The following is a 17,308-nucleotide window of genomic DNA, read 5'->3' as shown; positions in this document are numbered from 1 at the left end:
GTAACTCAGCGCGCCGCCAGCTTGGAGGCTGGCGGGAAAGGCGGAAACGGGATCGAGGCAACGGGTTGGCAATCTACCATTTCAGCATGAAGCCAGTTTCGCGGGCGGGTGGCCGTAGCGCCGTCGCCTCAATGGCTTATCGTGCCGGGGAGAAGCTGACCAACGAGCGCGACGGGATCACGCACGACTACACGGCCAAGCAGGGTGTTGAACATGCCGAGATCGTCTTGCCGGAAGGCGTGAACGCCGATTGGGCGCGGGATCGGTCGGACTTGTGGAACGCCGCCGAATTTGCCGAGAAGCGGAAGGACGCTCGCGTTGCGCGGGAGTTCGAGATTGCCTTGCCGCATGAGCTTTCGGCCGAGCAGCGGCTAGAGGCGGCGCGGGAGATGGCGCAGGAGCTGGCCGACCGCTACGGCGCGGCCGTGGACTTCGCCATTCATGCGCCGCACGAGGCGAGCGACGTTCGCAATCACCATGCCCATTTGCTTATGACCACGCGGCAGGTGACGGAGGGCGGGTTAGGCGACAAGACCTATCTTGAGCGCGAAAACAAATGGCTGTTGGCGCACGACCTGCCGACGACCGATATGCAGCTCCGCGACCTTCGCCAGAGGTGGGAGGGGATCGCCAACGAGCGCCTTGCGATGGCCGGGCTAGATATTCGCATTGACCATCGTTCGCACATGGAGCGCGGGCTAGAGATCGCGCCGACCGAGCATATGGGCGTCCATGCCACGCAGATGGAGCGGCGCGGCCTCGACGTGTCGCGGTCGCGGCTGGACGAGGAAGCGGCCCGGCGCAATGCCGAGCTGATCCGAGAGAAGCCCGAGCAGGTTCTAACCCTCATCACCGGCGAAAAGAGCGTGTTCGACCGGCACGACGTTGCGCGGGCGCTGCATCGCTACATCAACGACGACCCGCAGGAGTTCCAGAGCGCCTTTGCGAAGGTGATGGCCTCGCCGGCGCTGGTCGAGTTGCAGCCCGAGCGCGCGGACCCGGCAACGGGCGAGATCGAGCTTGCGCGGTATTCGACGCGGGAAATGGTCGAGATCGAATCCGGCATGATCGAGAGCGCGCAGCGGATGCACGGCGCGCATGGTCATGGCGTCGATCGCCGGCATGTCGAGCGGGCGATAGATCGGCAGGACGCCGCCATTCAGCGCAGCGCCGGCGATGCTTCCGCCCGGCTGTCGGACGAGCAGCGCCGGGCGATCGAGCATATCACCGGGCCGGAGAGGATCGCGGCCGTTGTCGGTTATGCCGGCGCTGGCAAGTCCACCATGCTCGCGGCCGCGCGCGAGGCGTGGGAGGCCGAGGGCTATCAGGTCCACGGCGCGGCGCTGTCGGGCAAGGCGGCCGAGGGCTTGGAGGAATCTTCCGGCATCCAGAGCCGCACCCTCGCGTCATGGTCCCGCGGTTGGGAGAACGACCGCGGCACACTCGGCCGCGGCGACGTGTTCGTGATCGACGAGGCGGGCATGGTCGGGAGCCGCCAGCTCGCCCGCTTCGTTGGCGAGGCCGAGGCGCGCGGGGCGAAGATCGTCCTTGTAGGCGACCATGAGCAGTTGCAGGCGATCGGGGCGGGCGCACCGTTTAGGGCGATCACGGAGGAAATCGGCCATGCCGAGCTGTCCGAGATTCGCCGGCAGCGCGTGGACTGGCAGCGGGAGGCGTCGGTTGACTTCGCCACGCACCGGACGGCCGAGGGGCTGGCGGCCTATCGGGATCGCGGCAATATCAGCTTTGCCGAAACCGGCGAGGACGCGCGGGGCCAGATCGTGCGCGACTACCTTGCCGATCGCGACGAGCGCCCGGACGGCACCCGCGTAGCGATGGCGCATCGCCGGGCCGATGTTCGCGCCATCAACGACGCGATCCGGGCCGAGCTACAGGACCGGGGCGAGCTGGCGCAGGGCGAGGACGCCGGCGCGCTGACCTTCCAGACCAATGACGGCAAGCGGGAGTTCGCGCCCGGCGACCGCATCGTGTTCTTGGAGAACAACCGCGACCTTGGCGTGAAAAACGGGATGCTAGGCACGGTCGATCATGTCGAGCCGGGCCGCATCATTGCCACGCTCGACGGCCGGGGCGGCGATAGTGTTTCCGTGCCGATGGGCGATTATCAGGCGATCGACCACGGCTATGCGACGACGATTCACAAAAATCAGGGGGCGACGGTGGACCGCGCCTATGTGATGGCGTCGGGGACGATGGACCGGCATCTAACCTATGTCGCCATGACCCGGCATCGTGACGGGGTGCAGCTCTACGCGGCACAGGACGAGTTCACCAATGCCGGCCGGCTGGTCGAGCATGGGGCCGCGCCCTATGAGCATGACCCGCAGAAGTCCGACAGCTATTTCGTGACGCTGGAAAACGACAAGGGCGAGCAGCGCACCCTATGGGGCGTCGATCTTGAGCGCGCCATGAAGGAGGCCGCGCCCGAGATCGGGGAGAAGATCGGCCTACAGCATGAGGGTTCCACCCCCGTCACCTTGCCGGATGGGACGCAGACGCACCGCAACACATGGAAGGTTCAGGACGCCGGCGAGCTGGCCTATAGCCAGCTAGAGCGCCGCCTGTCGCGGTCGGGCGTGAAGGAAACGACGCTCGACTATACCCGCGACTTTGCCGAGCGGCGCGGGATCGCGGAGCAAATGGGCGTCCGCAGCGAGATCGAGATTCCGGCCGAGCGCACCGGGCTACGTGCGGAACGGGAGTCGACGGCCGGGGATCATGCCCTTGATCGGAGATCCTCGCAAAAAGTTCGCGCGGATCTCGCGCAGGATCTTCGTGCAGATCCGCGCGAGGATCTCGCCGGCGATCGACAGCAGCGCCAACGGCCGTTCGAGGGCCTGAAACTCGGCCGCCGCGCCGCGCCCGAGAGCCGCGAGCCAGACCGCGCCGGCGCGGACGGCCCGCAGATCGACCAGAAACGGCCGCAGCAGGCCGAGAAGCAGCGGCGCGGTATGTTCGCCGGCCTCAAGCTCAATGCGCGTCCTGCCCCCTCACAGGAGCGCACAGAGCGGCCGGAAAGGGAAGGGAGCTTGCGGCAGGCGCCTGCGCCCGACCGGCTGGCCGAGCGGGCGCGGGGGCAGTCGCCGCTTGAGGCCGCCGTTGACCGCTATTCGCGGGCCTATCAGTCGATCGACCAGCACCGGCGCGAGGGCTTGCCGGTCCTCGACATGCAGCGGCAGGAAATAGGCGATGCCGGCCGGCAGCTCGACCAGGTGCAGGGCGGCATGAAAGATTTGCTGCGCTCGACGTTGCAAAACGACCCGGCGACGGTGCGCGCCATGACCGAGCTTTCCGGCCGGGAGCGTGTCGCGCAGGTTATCGACGGGATGAAGCGCGAAAACGCGGCGCTGCAAGACCCGAATATCAGGGCCGAGCGGTTCGTTGAACGCTGGCAGGAGCTACAGGGCCAGCGCCGGGAGCTTCGCGGCTGGCAGCACGACGATGCCCGCGCCAAGGTCGAAAGCCAGATGAACGGCATGACCAAGAGCCTTGAGCGTGACCCGCAGGTAGATTCCATCCTGCGCAATCGCCGTCAGGAACTCGGAATCGGGCAGCAGCAGCGCCGGGGGCAGAGCATCGCCCACGAGCTGCAAGAGGAAATGTCACGCAGCCGGCAACTTAGCCGGGGCATCGGTTTGGGAAGGTAGGCACGGAGAATATGGCGGAGCTGGACGACGACAGGGAAGGAATCGAGCCGGAAGCACTGGACGAGGACGCCGGCGACCCGGCCGCCGCGTTCGACGCGCTCCGGCGCACGATCGAGACGCAGGGCGCGCAGATCGGCGCGGAAATGACCGTGATGCGGCGCGGGCTGGAAGCGGCTTTCGACCAGCTCGAAAAGATCGAGCCGGCGCAGGACTACAAGCCCCAGCTCGCCCAGCTCGTGCAGGCGCTCGACAATGTTGCGGAGCGGCTGCACGGCGTAGAGCAATCGCCTATTCTCCGGCAGGGTGCGACACACTATGCGGCGCTCCTCGAGCGCAGCGGCGAGGCCCTGATACGCACCGCCGCGCAGCAGCTCGAGCGGCAGGCGTCCGACCTCGAGCGCGCCGGCCGGAACCTCGCCGCTCATACGAAAAGCGCCTACGACCGGAAAAGTCAGGATTTCCGCATATGGATGGCCGGCCTTGTCGGGCTGTTCGTCGGCATATTCCTGATTTTGCTGTTGCCGCGTTTCCTGCCCTTCTCGGCCGACACCCATGTTGCGGCGACCGTCATAGGTCAGGACCGATGGAACGCCGGCGTCACCATGATGCGGGTGGCCGATCCCCGAAGCTGGCGCGGCGTGGCCGATTCCTCGCAGCTCGTGCGCGACAATGCCGAGGCGATCGGGCAATGCGCCGAGGCCGCGCGCACGGCCGGTTCAGATCAGCAATGCACCATCACCGTGAAAGCGCCGGCAGCACCGGCGCAGTAGGGTTGTGGGGGGACACCAGTTATTTCGGGAGGTTTTCTTCCGCCTCAACAGGTCCGGCGGCCATCGCGACGAGGCGCGCCGCGATACGCTTGCGCAGTTGCTCGGGGAGCGGGCGCGACGACAGCGCCTCGTGAATCCACAGCCCATCGGCGGCAAGGCGCGAAATGAACCTGTCCAACTCGGCAGCGTCGTTTCCAATCGGCGCAGGAGGTGCCCAGCGGTCGATGACCTGTTGCCACAGATCGCCAAGCTGCCGATTGTCGGAGCTTTCCAGCATGAGCTGCAGTTCGACCCGCCGGGCAGCTCTTGCGCAGGTGTTGATGTAGGCGGCGTGTCGTTCGGCGTCTGTCGCCCTGTCCGAGGTGTTGCCGGCGCTCGCTTCCAGCTCCTGTTCCCATGAGCGAGTCAGATGCTCATGGGTGGCGAGGATCAGGGCTTCGCGCGACGGGAAATGATACAGAAGGCCGGCGCGTGTCATGCCGGTTTCGAGCGCTACGGCGTCGAGGGTGACGGCGGTGAGGCCGTCACGCTCGATGATGCTCACAATGGCTTCAAGCACTTCGAGGCGCTTGCTGGCTCTCGCCATGTCGGCTTCCTTAGTGTTGTGTGGGATAGGCTGACGATTGCGAGCCGGGACCGTAGCGCCGCAACAGGATGCCGGTGATCAGGGCACCCACGGCCAGAACACCCGCCGCCACGTACATGACGACCGTATAGGCGTGGTCGAATGCGATTCCTGCCGCTTGACGCACGACAACACCATCGGCCCCCGCCTCGTTGGCAAAGACCAGCGCCGACGCCATGCTGTCGCGGGCCGCTTCCGAGGTTCCGGCGGGGAACACGACGTTGACCGTATAGAGGTAGGCCAAAAGACTTCCGAGAATTGTGACAGCGAACAGACTGCCAAACTCGTAGGACACTTCCTCGACCGACGACGCCATGCCGGCGCGATGCACAGGCACATTGCCCACAATAGCCGTTGATGCCACCGACATTGTTGCACCTACGCCGGCACCGGTCAGCGCCAGACCGGCGATCAGCCAGCCAAGGCCATGAGTGATGCCCCATGTCGCAAGCAGGACCGCCAGCGATCCCGCCGCAAGCCCGCCAGCTATAAGGATACGTAGGCCAATACGATGCAGGAATGCACCACCGAGCAGCGCAGTCGGCAATGATCCGAGCGCCGCCGCCGAAACCAGCATCCCGGCTTCCAGCGGCGTGAAGCCCGCAACGAGCTGGAAGCGTTGCGTCGTAGCAAGCTGAACACCGCCGATGGCGAACAGGGAGAACGCGGCCGCTAGAACGCCCGATGTGAACGCGGCATTGCGGAAGATCGAGAAGTCGAGCAGCGGGAACGGCAGGCGCAGTTGCCGGCGGACGAACAGCGCTCCGGCGAGGATGGCAACCAGCAGCGAAATAGCGGGGACGGCCCACGACTGCCCGGCATGGGCAAATTCCTTGATCGCGATCACAAAAGCCGACAGCGCCACCAATGCCTGAAACGACGACACCACGTCCCAAGGCTTGGTCGCATCGCCGGCCACCTTCGGCGCAACGATCAGCGCCGAAATGAAGGCAGCGACCACTACCGGCACATTGATGAGGAACACCGACCCCCACCAGAAATGGCCGAGCAGAAAACCGCCGATGATCGGTCCGAGCGCAGCGCCGACGACCGACAACGACCCCCAGATCGCAATGGCGATGTTGCGTTCCCGGTCATCCTCGAAGGTGACGCGGATGAGGGCGAGTGTCGCGGGCATCATCGCCGCCGCGCCGACCGCCAGAAAGGCCCGCGCCCCGATCAGGATTTCCGCTGTAGGCGAATAGGCCGCCACAATCGACGCGACACCGAACAGCACGAGGCCGATGAGGAACATGCGCCGGTGACCGATCCTGTCACCCAGCGTCCCGGTGCCGAGCAGCAGGCCGGCCATGACGAGGGGGTATGCGTTGATGATCCACAACCCTTGCGTTGCCGTCGCGCCAAGCTCGCGCGTCAGGGTAGGCAGGGCCGTGTAGAGGACCGAATTGTCCAGAACGATAAGCAGGAGACCGGCGGCGACGGTCACCAGAAGAACCCAGCGGTTCGAGTGGGCGGCAGGCATGATAGCACCATTCAGTGAGAGTAGCCAAACTTTACAGACAAGTTAGTAAAGTATCAAGCGCCTGCCCGTGAGGAACTTCAGACAATGGCCGACAGCGGGGCTTCGCATTCCGGGGCGCGATCAATTTGTCGCGAAATTCCTAACTTTCGCGACAGCACTTAACGACTTGGCCTGGTGGATTGCGGACGGTCTCCTTCTAGGTCAAGTCACGACAGGAGCGGACCTTGGGGTTTTACCCTTCTGCCCTGCCGCAGGGATGCGGGATGTTGAATTGGGGTATGTGGCTGTCATGTCATCGATCCCTTTGCCACTTGTTGTCTCGTTGGTGCTATGCCTTGTCCTTCTCAGGATCGGTCGGCAGGGTCATAAAAAGGTTCGGCCTCTTTGGGTGAGCACCCATTAATCTGGTTCTCTGCAAATCCGCTCAAATTCCAGTGCGGCCGCCGACAGACGCCGTTCCTTGTGGCGCAAGATTGTGAACTGGCGCGGTGCTAGGGCTATATCGAGCGCACGTAGATCGCCAGAGGCGATGAACGGCGCGACGACCAGGCGCGACAAAGCCGCAGCGCAGAAACTTCCTCGAACCGCACTCAAGACGGCCTCATTGGTTGGAAGCGTCAATGCGACCGGTAAGGTGGCGCTATCTATGCCGATCGCGGTCAGCGCCGCCTCAAATTCCGTCCTTGTCCCCGATCCCGGCTCCCGCATGACCCATTGTAGCCCTTGAAGGCGATCGGACGTAGCGCCGCCCGCGCGCGACGACATAACGATAACCAGTTCATCGGAGTGCAAGGAGCGTGCCGCAAGGGCCGGTTCATCGACGGTCCCCTCGATGAAGCCGAGTTCGGCGCGCCCAGAAATCACCGCCTGCACGACGCTGGCCGTGTTGCCGTCGCGGAAGCTTACCGAGATTCCGGGGCGAAGCGTGCGGAACCGCAATAGCCTCGTAGGGAGCCAATAGTTCGCGATTGTCTGGCTGGCCTCGATGTCGAGATGACCGGTGCTCAAGCCGCCAAGCTCGCTCAACAGCCCTTCCGCCGGGCCTGTCGCAAACATTTTCGGAGCGCGCGATTATCCCCTGAGCGTCCTCATTTTCATGCTTTGTTAATCTTTTGCAGTCCGAAGAGGCGCGCAAGAAAATCGTTCTGATCGTTGACAGTCCAACCGCCGGAAAAGCTGAAGCCTTTCCTCAACCACAGCATTGCCTCGAAACCCGCGATGGTTCGCCGCGCCGTGTTGAAGGATTGGAAGCCACCGATCTTTGGCATGTTCTTCTTTACCCGGAAATGGTCACTTTCGATGCCTTGCTGGAGGTGCTTGGTGACATAGTGGACGGGATCGGGATGGAGGAGCCCATCATCAACCGACATTTTGATCGTTGACGGGAAGGTGTTGGCCCCGTCGGTCCCGATCCTGGTCGGCGACAACAAGGGTTCGTCTTTGAGCATCTTGCGGAAAAACCGCTTGGCGGCGGCGAGATCGCGCTTAGCGGTCAACAGGAAATCTACCGGATTGCCATGCTTGTCGATGGCTCGGTACAGATAGCGCCATTTGCCGCGGATCTTGACGTACGTCTCATCGATTCTGACCGAGCCGCAATGGGGGCGCCTAAACTGCCGAAGCCGTTTTTCGATCATCGGCGCATAGGCCAATACCCAGCGGTTGATCGTGCTATGATCGACCTCAAAGCCCCGCTCGCGAAACATCTCTTCCAAGTCACGATAGCTGAGCGGGTAGCGCAAGTACCAGGCAACCGCCTGTACAATCAACCAGGCCTCGAAATGCCTGCCTTTGAAGTCATCCTTTGATTGGCGCTTCAGCTTCTCGGCAATAGCATTCAGAATCATGGGCTCGCTCCGCAACTTTCGGAGCGGCAAATTCCATGCCTATGGTCAACATACGGTTAAGCCCGAAAGTTTGCGACAAGCCCGCTCGACTTTGCCGCCTTTGGCTGCGGTGTCATCTGTGTCTGTCGATCGGTCACAGGATCTGAACTCCCTCGACCCAGACGTTGCGAACGATCGGTGCTGCATCGATCTCGGTGACGCGCAGGAAGTCGGCGCGGCGCCCGACGGCCAGCTCTCCGCGATCGTCGAGGCCGAAGAGTTCTGCAGGCCGCTTGCTGCCCATAGCCACTGCCGCAGGCAGGTCCGGGCCGTTGGTTTCGCCGGCAAGGGTCCAGATGGCGTAGAGAATGCTCGAGGGAATGTAATCCGAGCAGATGACGTCGATCAGGCCCTCTTGCGAAAGCAGTCTTCCTGAGACATTGCCGATATGCGAACGTCCAGCAACGATGTTGGGGCCGCCGATAATCGTCGTCATGTCGGCGGCGCGTGCCGCCCGTGCCGATTCCAGCGTAATCGGGAATTCCGAGATGGTCATGCCGAAAGCCTGGCCTTCAGCGATATGAGCGGCTGTCGTATCATCGTGGCTTGAGAATTTGATGCCGTGCTGCTTGCACAATGCGACGACTGCTGCCCGGTTGATTGCCGCATGGTCATTCGTATGCGGCGCCGCGGCGATCTGTTCTTCGATGACCTCGTCGGCAATACCCTTGCGTCTTTGCAGTTTCCTGAAACGATCGGGATCGCGATGCGGGCCATCGTCCATCACCGTGACGTAGCGCAAGCTCGCTTCGCCGAGATAGGGCTTCAGAAGCTCGACGAGATCGGCCTCGCGCGTATCGCAACGAAGGTGGAGAAAATGATCGATTTTCAGCAGGCCTGCCTGACGCGCATCGTGAAGCCCTTCGACCATCAGTGGCAGAAGTTTGCGACGATCGGGATTGCCGACGGCGCCGACGATCAGCGAATCGAAAACGGTGGTGATGCCACCTGCCGCAAGCACGGCATCCTGGGTGCGAACGGCATTGACCTTGTTCCAGAACACGCCAGCCCGCGGCATGATCTGCTTTTCCAGATGATCCGTATGGACATCGACAAGGCCGGGGAGGAGATAGTCGCCTTCGAAATCGAGGGCACCGACGTCGGCCGTGCCTTTTCGGGCGATGTCGGAGATCTTGCCGTCCTTGACCTGCATCGAGCCAAGGATGACTTCGGTGCCGGTGACGATCCGGGCATTGGTAATGATTGCTTCCACGTTTCCACACTGCGCGAGCGCCTGTCGGCACGCGCTCCCTGAATTCGAATTTGTCCTAAGATGATCTTGCTTCAGTGACTTCAGGGCTATGGCCACCAGATGATGGTTGGGCGACAGTTGGATGACAAGGGAGTGACGAAAACGGTATGTCTTCTGGAAACATTCCTTCCGACAGAGTGGCCGACACATCTTCGATCTTGACAGCAAGCCGGTTTGGCCGCCTGAAATGTCGTGACTTTTGCCGACCGGGATGCTGTTGAGACGCGCGTTGATGACCACTCTGCCAGATAACAAGGCGACACTTCATGATCGGCGCGGCGCCTCGACCTTGTGGCGCGTCGTCGCCGACACGATCGAGCAGGACATCAAATCGTCACGCTATCGACCCGGCGAAAAATTGCCGACCGAGTTCGAGCTTGCCGAGCGGTTCAGCGTCCATCGAAACACGATCAGGCGTGCCATGGTCGTGCTGCGCGAGCGCGATCTGCTACGTATCGAGCAGGGGCGAGGAACTTTCGTGAAGGAGCGGATGGTCCGCCACCAGCTCGGACCCAAGACCCGCCTAACGACTGCGCTGAAGGATATCGAACGTGTCAGTGAACGCCGCTATCTCGGAACAGAACGGGTAAGAGTTACCAATGAGCTAGCGCGCGATCTGCGTATGCCGCGCAACCGTTTCGTCCGGCGCGTGGATACGATGACTGTGGTCGACACGATCGTCGTCTCATTGACCGCAAGCTATTTTCCGTTACCGCGTTTTGAAAAGATCGAAACCATTATCGAGGAAACGGGCAGCTTCAGCGAGGCATGGAAGCGCCTTGGCGTGCAGGAATATCGTCGCCACGAATCCCGGATTTCGGCGGTTGCGCTCTCGAAGTTGGATGCCGAGTTGCTGTCGATGTCACGTGGCCAGCCGGCAATCTTCGTAACGAATATCAATATCGACGAAGAAGGGCTGCCGATCGTCGTTTCATTTACGCGCATTGCTCCCCAACACATGGAACTCGTCGTCCGCTTCGACTGACGACGCGACAAACCGCACGCATTCCAGGATTCCATGAGACTCTCGAGAGCCTTGCGCGCGAATCCGAAGGGTATGAATCCGAAATTCATACCGTAGGTGTCTCCGATCTGTCATCAAACTGACGTCGATCTGTTGCCGTGAGGCGATTGAGCTAGCCTCGAAAACGCAGAGTGAAAAGGGCAGGGCTGACGCCGCCTACTCGGCACGATATCTAATCAGAGTATTGAATATGGCTGCAATAACGATCGACCATGTGCAAAAGTCGTTTGGGTCGACCTCGGTTCTCAGGGACGTTTCGCTCTCGATTTCAGACGGGGAGTTTCTGACGTTGCTGGGTCCGTCGGGATGCGGGAAGTCGACGCTTCTGCGGATCCTGGCCGGTCTCGACGTTCAGACGGGCGGCTCGCTGTCGATCGGGGATCGCGTGGTGGACGGGGTGCGACCGAAGGCGCGCGACGTGGCGATGGTGTTTCAGTCCTACGCCCTCTACCCGCACATGACGGTTACGGCTAATATGGCGGGCGTTGTCACGTAAACCTGTATTGCAGTTGCCTGCGTTTTGGGTTGGGCGTAAATTTCGGCGATGCAGACACCAGATATCAGTTTCAAGCGTCATCGTTTTCCGCCACAGGTCGTTGCTCACGCAGTTTGGCTTTACCTGCGGTTCAATCTGAGCCTGCGTGAAGTTGAGGAAATGCTGCTCGAGCGTGGTATCGACGTTTCCTATGAGACGGTCCGCCGCTGGATCGCCAAGTTCGGACCCCAGATCGCTCGCAACTTGCGGCGACGGCAGGCCCGCCCCGGCGACGTTTGGTTTCTGGACGAAGTCGTCGTGAAATGCGCTGGAGAAAAGTTCTGGCTCTGGCGCGCGGTCGATCAGCACGGCATCGTTCTCGAAGAAATTTTGCAGAAGCGACGCGACAAAAGGGCAGCCAAGCGCCTGCTGGTGGCGTTGATGAAACGCTATGGCTTTGTTCCCAAGCGGATCATCACCGATAAGCTGCGCTCCTACGGCGCAGCAAAGGCGGACGTGGCACCTGGCCTCGACCATTGGTCGCACAAGGGCCTCAACAATCGGGCTGAGAATAGCCATCTGCCGTTTCGAAAACGGGAACGAGCCATGCAGGGCCACCGATCACCAGGAGCATTGCAACGGTTTGTTTCCATGCACTCCGCTACCCGCAATTGCTTTTCAGTTCCATCCCGCCGCCGTGCCGCACAAACAATTCGCTACCATCGCTTCGAAGCGCTCGACGCATGGAAAATCGCGGCCTGCATCGTCTGAAAATTCTGGAACGCCCCGCCCGTCTTAGCCTGCCGTACTTACCGTGACAACGCCTTGCGCAGCGGTCGGACGGCCGACAACAAGCTTGCGCTCCTCACCGCCATCCTGGCGGACGGCATCAATCTCGGTCTCACGAGAATGGCGGACGTTTCCCCCGGCATTACGATGCGCCAACTCGCCTGGGCGCACGACTGGCATATTCGCGAGGAAGGTTACACGGCCGCGCACGCCATTCTCGTCAACGCCCAGAGGCAATTGCCTCTGGCAAGCTTGTGGGGCGATGGAACAACGTCATCCTCCGATGGCCAGTATTTTCCGGCGGGCGGACACGCCGAGGCGATCGGCGACCTCAACGGCCGCTATGGTCCCAACCCCGGCGCCAAATTCTACCGGTTCACCTCTGACCAGTACGGCGCTTTCTACATCATCGCCATGAATGCCAATGCGAGCGAAGCCATCTATGTCCTCGATGGACTGCTCTATCATGGCAGCGATCTCGCCATCGAAACCCACTATGTCGATACCGGCGGGGTAAGCGATATGAGCTTCGCCCTTTGCCATCTCGTTGGTTTCCAGATTGTGCCTCGGCTGCGCGGTCTCAAGGATCGCAAGCTCTATCTCTTCCCGGGCGACGCGCCTCCCGAAAACCTGGCGCCGCTCGTTGGCGAGCACATCAACGTCGAGCGGATCAAGGCAAACTGGAACGACATCCTGCGGCTGGTCACGACGATCCGTTCCGGGCAGGTTCGGCCTTCGACGGTGTTGGCAAAGCTGTCCGCATTCCCACGCCAGAACGGACTGGCGTTGGCGCTACGCGATCTCGGTCGCATCAATCGGTCCATCTTTCTGCCCCAGTGGTGGCAGAACCCCGAAATGCGCAGGAACGCGACGGTCGGCCTCAACAAGAGCGAATCCCAGAACACCTTGGCCCGCGCACTGTTCTTCAATCGCCTCGGAGAATTGCGCGACCGGACTTTCGAGAGCCAGTTCTACCGAGCATCTGGACTGAACCTGCTAATCAACGCCATCGTCTACTGGAACACACTCTATCTCGAACCGGCGTTCGCCGAGCTCAACCGAGATGGCATTCCCACGCCGCTTGACATCATCAAACACATTACCCCACTCGGCTGGCAGCACATCAGTCTCACCGGCGATTACATCTGGACCCCAACAGACGGCGTTGATCTCAGGCCATTGCGGCGCGAAACATCTATCCTCGCAGCGTGATCACCATACGTTCTCAAAAGTCGGACAGATCCAACACTTTCGTGTCGTGACGCCGAGCAGCACAATATCGTTCTGGTCGGCGGAACCGGCACGGGGAAGTCCCACCTGTCCATCGCGCTTGCACGTGCCTTGATCCGCAACGGAGCACGAGGCCGCTTCTTCAACGTTGTCGACCTCGTCAATCGGCTCGAGACGGAGGCACGTAGCGGTAAGCAGGGACGACTGGCCGACTTCATCACCAGGCTCGACTTCGTAATCATGGACGAACTGGGCTATCTCCCATTTGCCCAGGCGGGCGGCCAGCTCCTCTTCCATCTCATCAGCAGGCTCTACGAGCGGACATCGATCATCGTCACGACGAACCTAGCCTTCGGCGAGTGGCCGGCCGTATTCGGCGACGCCAAGATGACCGCCGCTCTACTCGACAGGCTCACCCACCATTGCGAGATCGTGGAAACCGGGAACGAATCCTGGCGCTTTAAAAACCGCTCTCAAAGCTAAAGCCGAAAAGACAAACAACCCGCGCCCGCAGGCCCCTGCGCTAAATGGAGAGCTCCGGGCCTACGCGCGCTGACCCGATGCAACTAGAGGCAGGGGTCCCTTTTGGGAGCCGATAAGGGGTCCCGTTACGACGCCGATTGACAGGGAGACAACTGATGCTCCATTCTACTTCTGCATTTGAGGGCGGACTGACAGATCCAGTCAATGAAGCGCAGATGGCGTTTCATGCGGTCATGCACGCAATGGCTAATCCCGGTCGCATCTATTCGCTGCCGAGTGCTGCTGTGCCATCAAAGCCACTCACGCCAGAGCTTGGCCTGATCGCTGCAACGCTGCTTGATCACGACGCAAGCGTCTGGGTCGACGCCAAAGTCGCAGCCAATCAGGATGCAACAGCCTGGCTGACATTCCATGCCGGCGCGCCCATCGTTGGGGATCAGTCTAAAGCACAGTTCGCGCTCGTAAGTGATGCGCAATCGCTGCCAGCACTTTCTTCCTTTTCCCAAGGAGAACCAGAATTTCCGGACCGTTCGACGACCGTTGTTCTGGCTGTATCGTCGCTCGATAGCGGACAGGGGTTCACCCTCAAAGGCCCGGGCATCAAGGATGAAACTGTGCTGAACGTCGATGGTCTGCCGCAGGATTTTGCTGCGCAATGGCGTGAAAATGGCGCGCTGTTTCCGTTGGGTATCGATCTGCTACTCGTTGCTGACGGCAAAGTCGCAGCGCTTCCGCGTACCACGCGTATCGTTAGTTCGGAGGGTTGATCCATGTATGTTGCAGTAAAGGGCGGTGAAACCGCCATCCGCAATGCCCACCGTCTGCTTGATGATCGCCGTCGTGGCGACCGCTCGGTTCCAGCGTTACGTCTTGACCAGATTGCCGAACAGCTGGGTCTCGCCGTTGATCGCGTCATGGCCGAAGGTTCGCTTTATGACCGAGAGCTCGCAGCACTTGCCGTGCGCCAGTCGCGGGGCGATCTGATTGAGGCAATCTTTCTGGTTCGTGCCTACCGCACAACCCTGCCGCGTTTTGGCTATTCGCTACCCCTTGAGACCGCGAATATGCTGATCGAACGCCGCATTTCGGCCACCTATAAAGATCTGCCCGGTGGGCAGTTGTTGGGGCCGACATTTGACTACACGCATCGTCTGCTTGATCCGGAACTGGCGGGTGATGTCAGTGTTCCCGAGCCGGAAGTGCGTGCGATTGAGCCTGAAGAAACGCCACGCGTGACCGATATTCTCGGTGTCAACGGCATGATCGAAGAAGACGGTGCGATGCCGGAGGGGCATGAGCCGGGCGATCTTACCCGCGAACCTTGGACGTTCCCGATGCCGCGTGATCTGCGCTTGCAGGCTTTGGCGCGCGGTGATGAAGGCTTCCTGCTGGCTCTGGGTTATTCCACGCAACGCGGTTATGGCAACACGCATCCATTTGTCGGTGAAATCCGCATTGGCGAGGTGGAGGTTGAGTTTGATGTGCCTGAGCTCGGCTTTTCCGTTTCGCTTGGCCGTGTTCAGCTGACCGAATGCCAGATGGTGAGCCAGTTCAAAGGCTCGTCCAAGCAGGCACCACAGTTCACCCGTGGCTACGGTCTGGTGTTCGGACAAAGCGAGCGCAAAGCCATGTCGATGTCGCTTTGCGACCGGGCGCTGCGTGTCCGCGAATTCGATGCGGATGTGACAGCACCCGCGCAGGACGAAGAATTTGTCATCTCCCATTCCGATAATGTGCAGTCGACGGGCTTCGTCGAGCATCTGAAATTGCCCCATTACGTGGACTTTCAGGCCGAGCTTGATCTCATCCGCCGTATGCGTGCGGAATATGAACAAGCGAACAACGAGACTGAAGTTTTGGCAACCGAAGCAGCAGCCAATATCGGCACAGGCAAGGAAGCAGCAGCCAATATTGCCGCAGGCAAGGAAGCAGCAGAATGAGCGATCTAGCCAATTACAATTTCGCCTATCTGGACGAGCAGACAAAGCGGATGATCCGTCGTGCTATCCTGAAAGCCATTGCTATTCCGGGCTATCAGGTTCCGTTCGCAAGCCGTGAAATGCCGATGCCTTATGGCTGGGGCACAGGCGGCGTGCAGGTGACGGCGGCAATTCTCGGTCAGGATGATGTGCTCAAAGTTATCGATCAGGGCGCTGATGATACGACCAATGCCGTTTCCATCCGGGCATTCTTCCAGAAAACCGCTGATGTTGCCGTGACCACCCATACGGGTGAGGCGACTATCATCCAGACACGTCACCGCATTCCGGAATATCCGCTGACTGAAGGGCAGGTGATTGTCTATCAGGTGCCAATTCCTGAGCCGCTGCGTTTTCTGGAACCGCGTGAAACCGAAACGCGCAAGATGCACGCGCTTGCCGAATATGGCCTCATGCATGTGAAGCTTTACGAGGATATCGCGCGCCATGGCCATATCGCCAAGACCTATGATTATCCGGTGATGATCGAAGGGCGCTATGTCATGGCACCGTCGCCGACGCCCAAGTTCGACAATCCAAAGATGCATATGTCGCCAGCTTTGCAGCTGTTTGGTGCCGGTCGTGAAAAGCGCATCTATGCCGTACCGCCTTATACGGATGTCGTGAGCCTCGATTTCGAGGATCATCCATTTGAAGTGCAGAAATTCAAACAGCCTTGCGCATTGTGTGGCGCACGCGGCGTCTATCTGGACGAAGTCGTGCTCGATGACCGTGGCGGCTCGATGTTTGTCTGCTCCGACACCGATTATTGTGAAGATCGTCAGGCGAATGGCCACTTTGGTCATCTGGCAGCGAACAATGAGGCCGCAGCCAAAGGAGCCCTGAAATGAGTATTGAAATGAGCGTCGAACCTCTGCTGAAAGTCAGCAATCTCTCGAAGTTTTATGGCAGTCGTCGCGGTTGCGCGGATATCGATTTCTCGCTGTGGCCGGGCGAAGTGCTGGCCATCGTCGGTGAATCGGGTTCGGGCAAGACGACTTTGCTCAACTGTCTGGCGACACGTCTGGAACCGACATCGGGCAGCGTGGAATATCGAATGCGTGATGGCGAGTTCCGCGATCTTTACAAGATCGGAGAGGCTGAACGCCGCTTTCTGATGCGTACCGACTGGGGCTTCGTGCATCAGAATCCTTCGGATGGTCTGCGCATGACCGTTTCGGCAGGTGCCAATGTCGGTGAACGGCTTATGGCTGTTGGCGAGCGCCATTATGGCAATATTCGCAACACGGCAACTGAATGGCTCGGACGTGTCGAAATCGCTGCCGACCGCATCGACGACCAGCCCGGCGCTTTCTCCGGCGGTATGCGTCAGCGTCTGCAGATTGCGCGCAATCTCGTCACAGCGCCGCGTCTTGTTTTCATGGATGAACCGACTGGCGGTCTCGACGTGTCCGTGCAGGCACGCCTTCTCGACCTGCTGCGCGGTCTGGTGAGCGATCTCGGCCTTTCGGTTGTCATCGTGACCCACGACCTCGCAGTGGCGCGTCTTCTGTCCCATCGCATCATGGTCATGAAAGACGGCCATATTGTCGAACAGGGCCTGACAGACCGCGTTCTGGATGACCCGCAAGCGCCTTACACGCAGCTGCTCGTGTCGTCTATTCTGCAGGTTTAGTAAATTAA

Annotated in this window: 13 protein-coding genes and 3 pseudogenes; 11 read left to right on the top strand and 5 right to left on the bottom strand. The window is 60.7% G+C overall.

Annotated elements, in window-relative coordinates:
* Positions 1 to 65: 65 nt before the first annotated feature.
* Both traA and ACWPVA_RS21155 read left to right on the top strand, forming a co-directional pair.
* Positions 66 to 3,668: a Ti-type conjugative transfer relaxase TraA gene (traA, locus tag ACWPVA_RS21160; RefSeq protein WP_024269998.1), complete on the top strand. Its 3,603-nt coding sequence runs from the start codon at positions 66 to 68 to the stop codon at positions 3,666 to 3,668.
* Positions 3,669 to 3,679: 11 nt separating this feature from the next.
* Positions 3,680 to 4,438, top strand: a complete 759-nt coding sequence (locus ACWPVA_RS21155; protein ID WP_006473465.1) for a DUF6118 family protein — start codon at positions 3,680 to 3,682, stop codon at positions 4,436 to 4,438.
* A 19-nt stretch (positions 4,439 to 4,457) separates the two neighbouring features.
* Here ACWPVA_RS21155 and ACWPVA_RS21150 read toward each other — a convergent pair whose 3' ends face one another.
* The 5 genes from ACWPVA_RS21150 to ACWPVA_RS21130 all read right to left on the bottom strand — a co-directional run bounded on the left by ACWPVA_RS21150 (position 4,458) and on the right by ACWPVA_RS21130 (position 9,645).
* On the bottom strand, positions 4,458 to 5,024 hold the full coding sequence (locus ACWPVA_RS21150) for a TetR/AcrR family transcriptional regulator (protein WP_454289677.1): 567 nt from the start codon (positions 5,022 to 5,024) through the stop codon (positions 4,458 to 4,460).
* A gap of 10 nt (positions 5,025 to 5,034) precedes the next feature.
* Positions 5,035 to 6,546 carry an MFS transporter gene (locus ACWPVA_RS21145; protein ID WP_454289676.1) on the bottom strand — a complete coding sequence of 504 codons (1,512 nt, stop codon included), beginning with the start codon at positions 6,544 to 6,546 and terminating at the stop codon, positions 5,035 to 5,037.
* Positions 6,547 to 6,945: 399 nt separating this feature from the next.
* Complete coding sequence (locus ACWPVA_RS21140) at positions 6,946 to 7,572, bottom strand: LysR substrate-binding domain-containing protein (protein ID WP_454289675.1); 627 nt, start codon at positions 7,570 to 7,572, stop codon at positions 6,946 to 6,948.
* Between the two features lie 68 nt (positions 7,573 to 7,640).
* Positions 7,641 to 8,393, bottom strand: a complete 753-nt coding sequence (locus ACWPVA_RS21135) for an IS6 family transposase (RefSeq protein ID WP_024899183.1) — start codon at positions 8,391 to 8,393, stop codon at positions 7,641 to 7,643.
* Positions 8,394 to 8,526: 133 nt separating this feature from the next.
* On the bottom strand, positions 8,527 to 9,645 hold the full coding sequence (locus tag ACWPVA_RS21130) for an alpha-D-ribose 1-methylphosphonate 5-triphosphate diphosphatase (protein ID WP_454289674.1): 1,119 nt from the start codon (positions 9,643 to 9,645) through the stop codon (positions 8,527 to 8,529).
* Positions 9,646 to 9,883: 238 nt separating this feature from the next.
* Between ACWPVA_RS21130 and phnF the strand changes: the two genes are divergently transcribed.
* The 9 genes and pseudogenes from phnF to phnK all read left to right on the top strand — a co-directional run bounded on the left by phnF (position 9,884) and on the right by phnK (position 17,300).
* On the top strand, positions 9,884 to 10,669 hold the full coding sequence (gene phnF / locus ACWPVA_RS21125; RefSeq protein ID WP_454289673.1) for a phosphonate metabolism transcriptional regulator PhnF: 786 nt from the start codon (positions 9,884 to 9,886) through the stop codon (positions 10,667 to 10,669).
* Between the two features lie 229 nt (positions 10,670 to 10,898).
* Positions 10,899 to 11,189, top strand: a pseudogene (locus ACWPVA_RS21120) (ATP-binding cassette domain-containing protein); the annotation flags it as partial.
* Between the two features lie 63 nt (positions 11,190 to 11,252).
* Positions 11,253 to 11,954, top strand: a complete 702-nt coding sequence (locus tag ACWPVA_RS21115) for an IS6 family transposase (protein WP_024899768.1) — start codon at positions 11,253 to 11,255, stop codon at positions 11,952 to 11,954.
* Between the two features lie 54 nt (positions 11,955 to 12,008).
* A pseudogene (locus ACWPVA_RS21110) lies at positions 12,009 to 13,184 on the top strand (Tn3 family transposase); the annotation flags it as partial.
* A 51-nt stretch (positions 13,185 to 13,235) separates the two neighbouring features.
* Positions 13,236 to 13,685 (top strand): annotated as a pseudogene (locus ACWPVA_RS21105) (ATP-binding protein); the annotation flags it as partial.
* A gap of 155 nt (positions 13,686 to 13,840) precedes the next feature.
* Positions 13,841 to 14,452: a phosphonate C-P lyase system protein PhnH gene (phnH, locus tag ACWPVA_RS21100; protein ID WP_024897962.1), complete on the top strand. Its 612-nt coding sequence runs from the start codon at positions 13,841 to 13,843 to the stop codon at positions 14,450 to 14,452.
* A gap of 3 nt (positions 14,453 to 14,455) precedes the next feature.
* Positions 14,456 to 15,625 carry a carbon-phosphorus lyase complex subunit PhnI gene (locus ACWPVA_RS21095; RefSeq protein WP_024897963.1) on the top strand — a complete coding sequence of 390 codons (1,170 nt, stop codon included), beginning with the start codon at positions 14,456 to 14,458 and terminating at the stop codon, positions 15,623 to 15,625.
* Positions 15,622 to 16,515 carry an alpha-D-ribose 1-methylphosphonate 5-phosphate C-P-lyase PhnJ gene (locus ACWPVA_RS21090; RefSeq protein WP_007875096.1) on the top strand — a complete coding sequence of 298 codons (894 nt, stop codon included), beginning with the start codon at positions 15,622 to 15,624 and terminating at the stop codon, positions 16,513 to 16,515. The genes ACWPVA_RS21095 and ACWPVA_RS21090 overlap by 4 nt, the downstream gene beginning before the upstream one ends.
* 8 nt (positions 16,516 to 16,523) lie before the next feature.
* Positions 16,524 to 17,300 carry a phosphonate C-P lyase system protein PhnK gene (phnK, locus tag ACWPVA_RS21085; RefSeq protein ID WP_024897964.1) on the top strand — a complete coding sequence of 259 codons (777 nt, stop codon included), beginning with the start codon at positions 16,524 to 16,526 and terminating at the stop codon, positions 17,298 to 17,300.
* Positions 17,301 to 17,308: the final 8 nt, after the last annotated feature.

The organism is Rhizobium arsenicireducens, assembly GCF_964021225.1.
The sequence above is the reverse complement of the archived record's forward strand: the minus strand, read 5'-3'. Positions and strand labels throughout refer to the sequence as shown.

What these genes read in the sequence shown, in the direction of transcription:
- ACWPVA_RS21145 (WP_454289676.1), bottom strand. Translation starts at nt 6,546, where the DNA reads ATGCCTGCCGCCCACTCGAACCGCTGGGTTCTTCTGGTGACCGTCGCC.
- ACWPVA_RS21095 (WP_024897963.1), top strand. Translation starts at nt 14,456, where the DNA reads ATGTATGTTGCAGTAAAGGGCGGTGAAACCGCCATCCGCAATGCCCAC.
- ACWPVA_RS21135 (WP_024899183.1), bottom strand. Translation starts at nt 8,393, where the DNA reads ATGATTCTGAATGCTATTGCCGAGAAGCTGAAGCGCCAATCAAAGGAT.
- phnH (WP_024897962.1), top strand. Translation starts at nt 13,841, where the DNA reads ATGCTCCATTCTACTTCTGCATTTGAGGGCGGACTGACAGATCCAGTC.
- ACWPVA_RS21155 (WP_006473465.1), top strand. Translation starts at nt 3,680, where the DNA reads ATGGCGGAGCTGGACGACGACAGGGAAGGAATCGAGCCGGAAGCACTG.
- ACWPVA_RS21150 (WP_454289677.1), bottom strand. Translation starts at nt 5,024, where the DNA reads ATGGCGAGAGCCAGCAAGCGCCTCGAAGTGCTTGAAGCCATTGTGAGC.
- phnK (WP_024897964.1), top strand. Translation starts at nt 16,524, where the DNA reads ATGAGCGTCGAACCTCTGCTGAAAGTCAGCAATCTCTCGAAGTTTTAT.
- ACWPVA_RS21090 (WP_007875096.1), top strand. Translation starts at nt 15,622, where the DNA reads ATGAGCGATCTAGCCAATTACAATTTCGCCTATCTGGACGAGCAGACA.
- ACWPVA_RS21115 (WP_024899768.1), top strand. Translation starts at nt 11,253, where the DNA reads ATGCAGACACCAGATATCAGTTTCAAGCGTCATCGTTTTCCGCCACAG.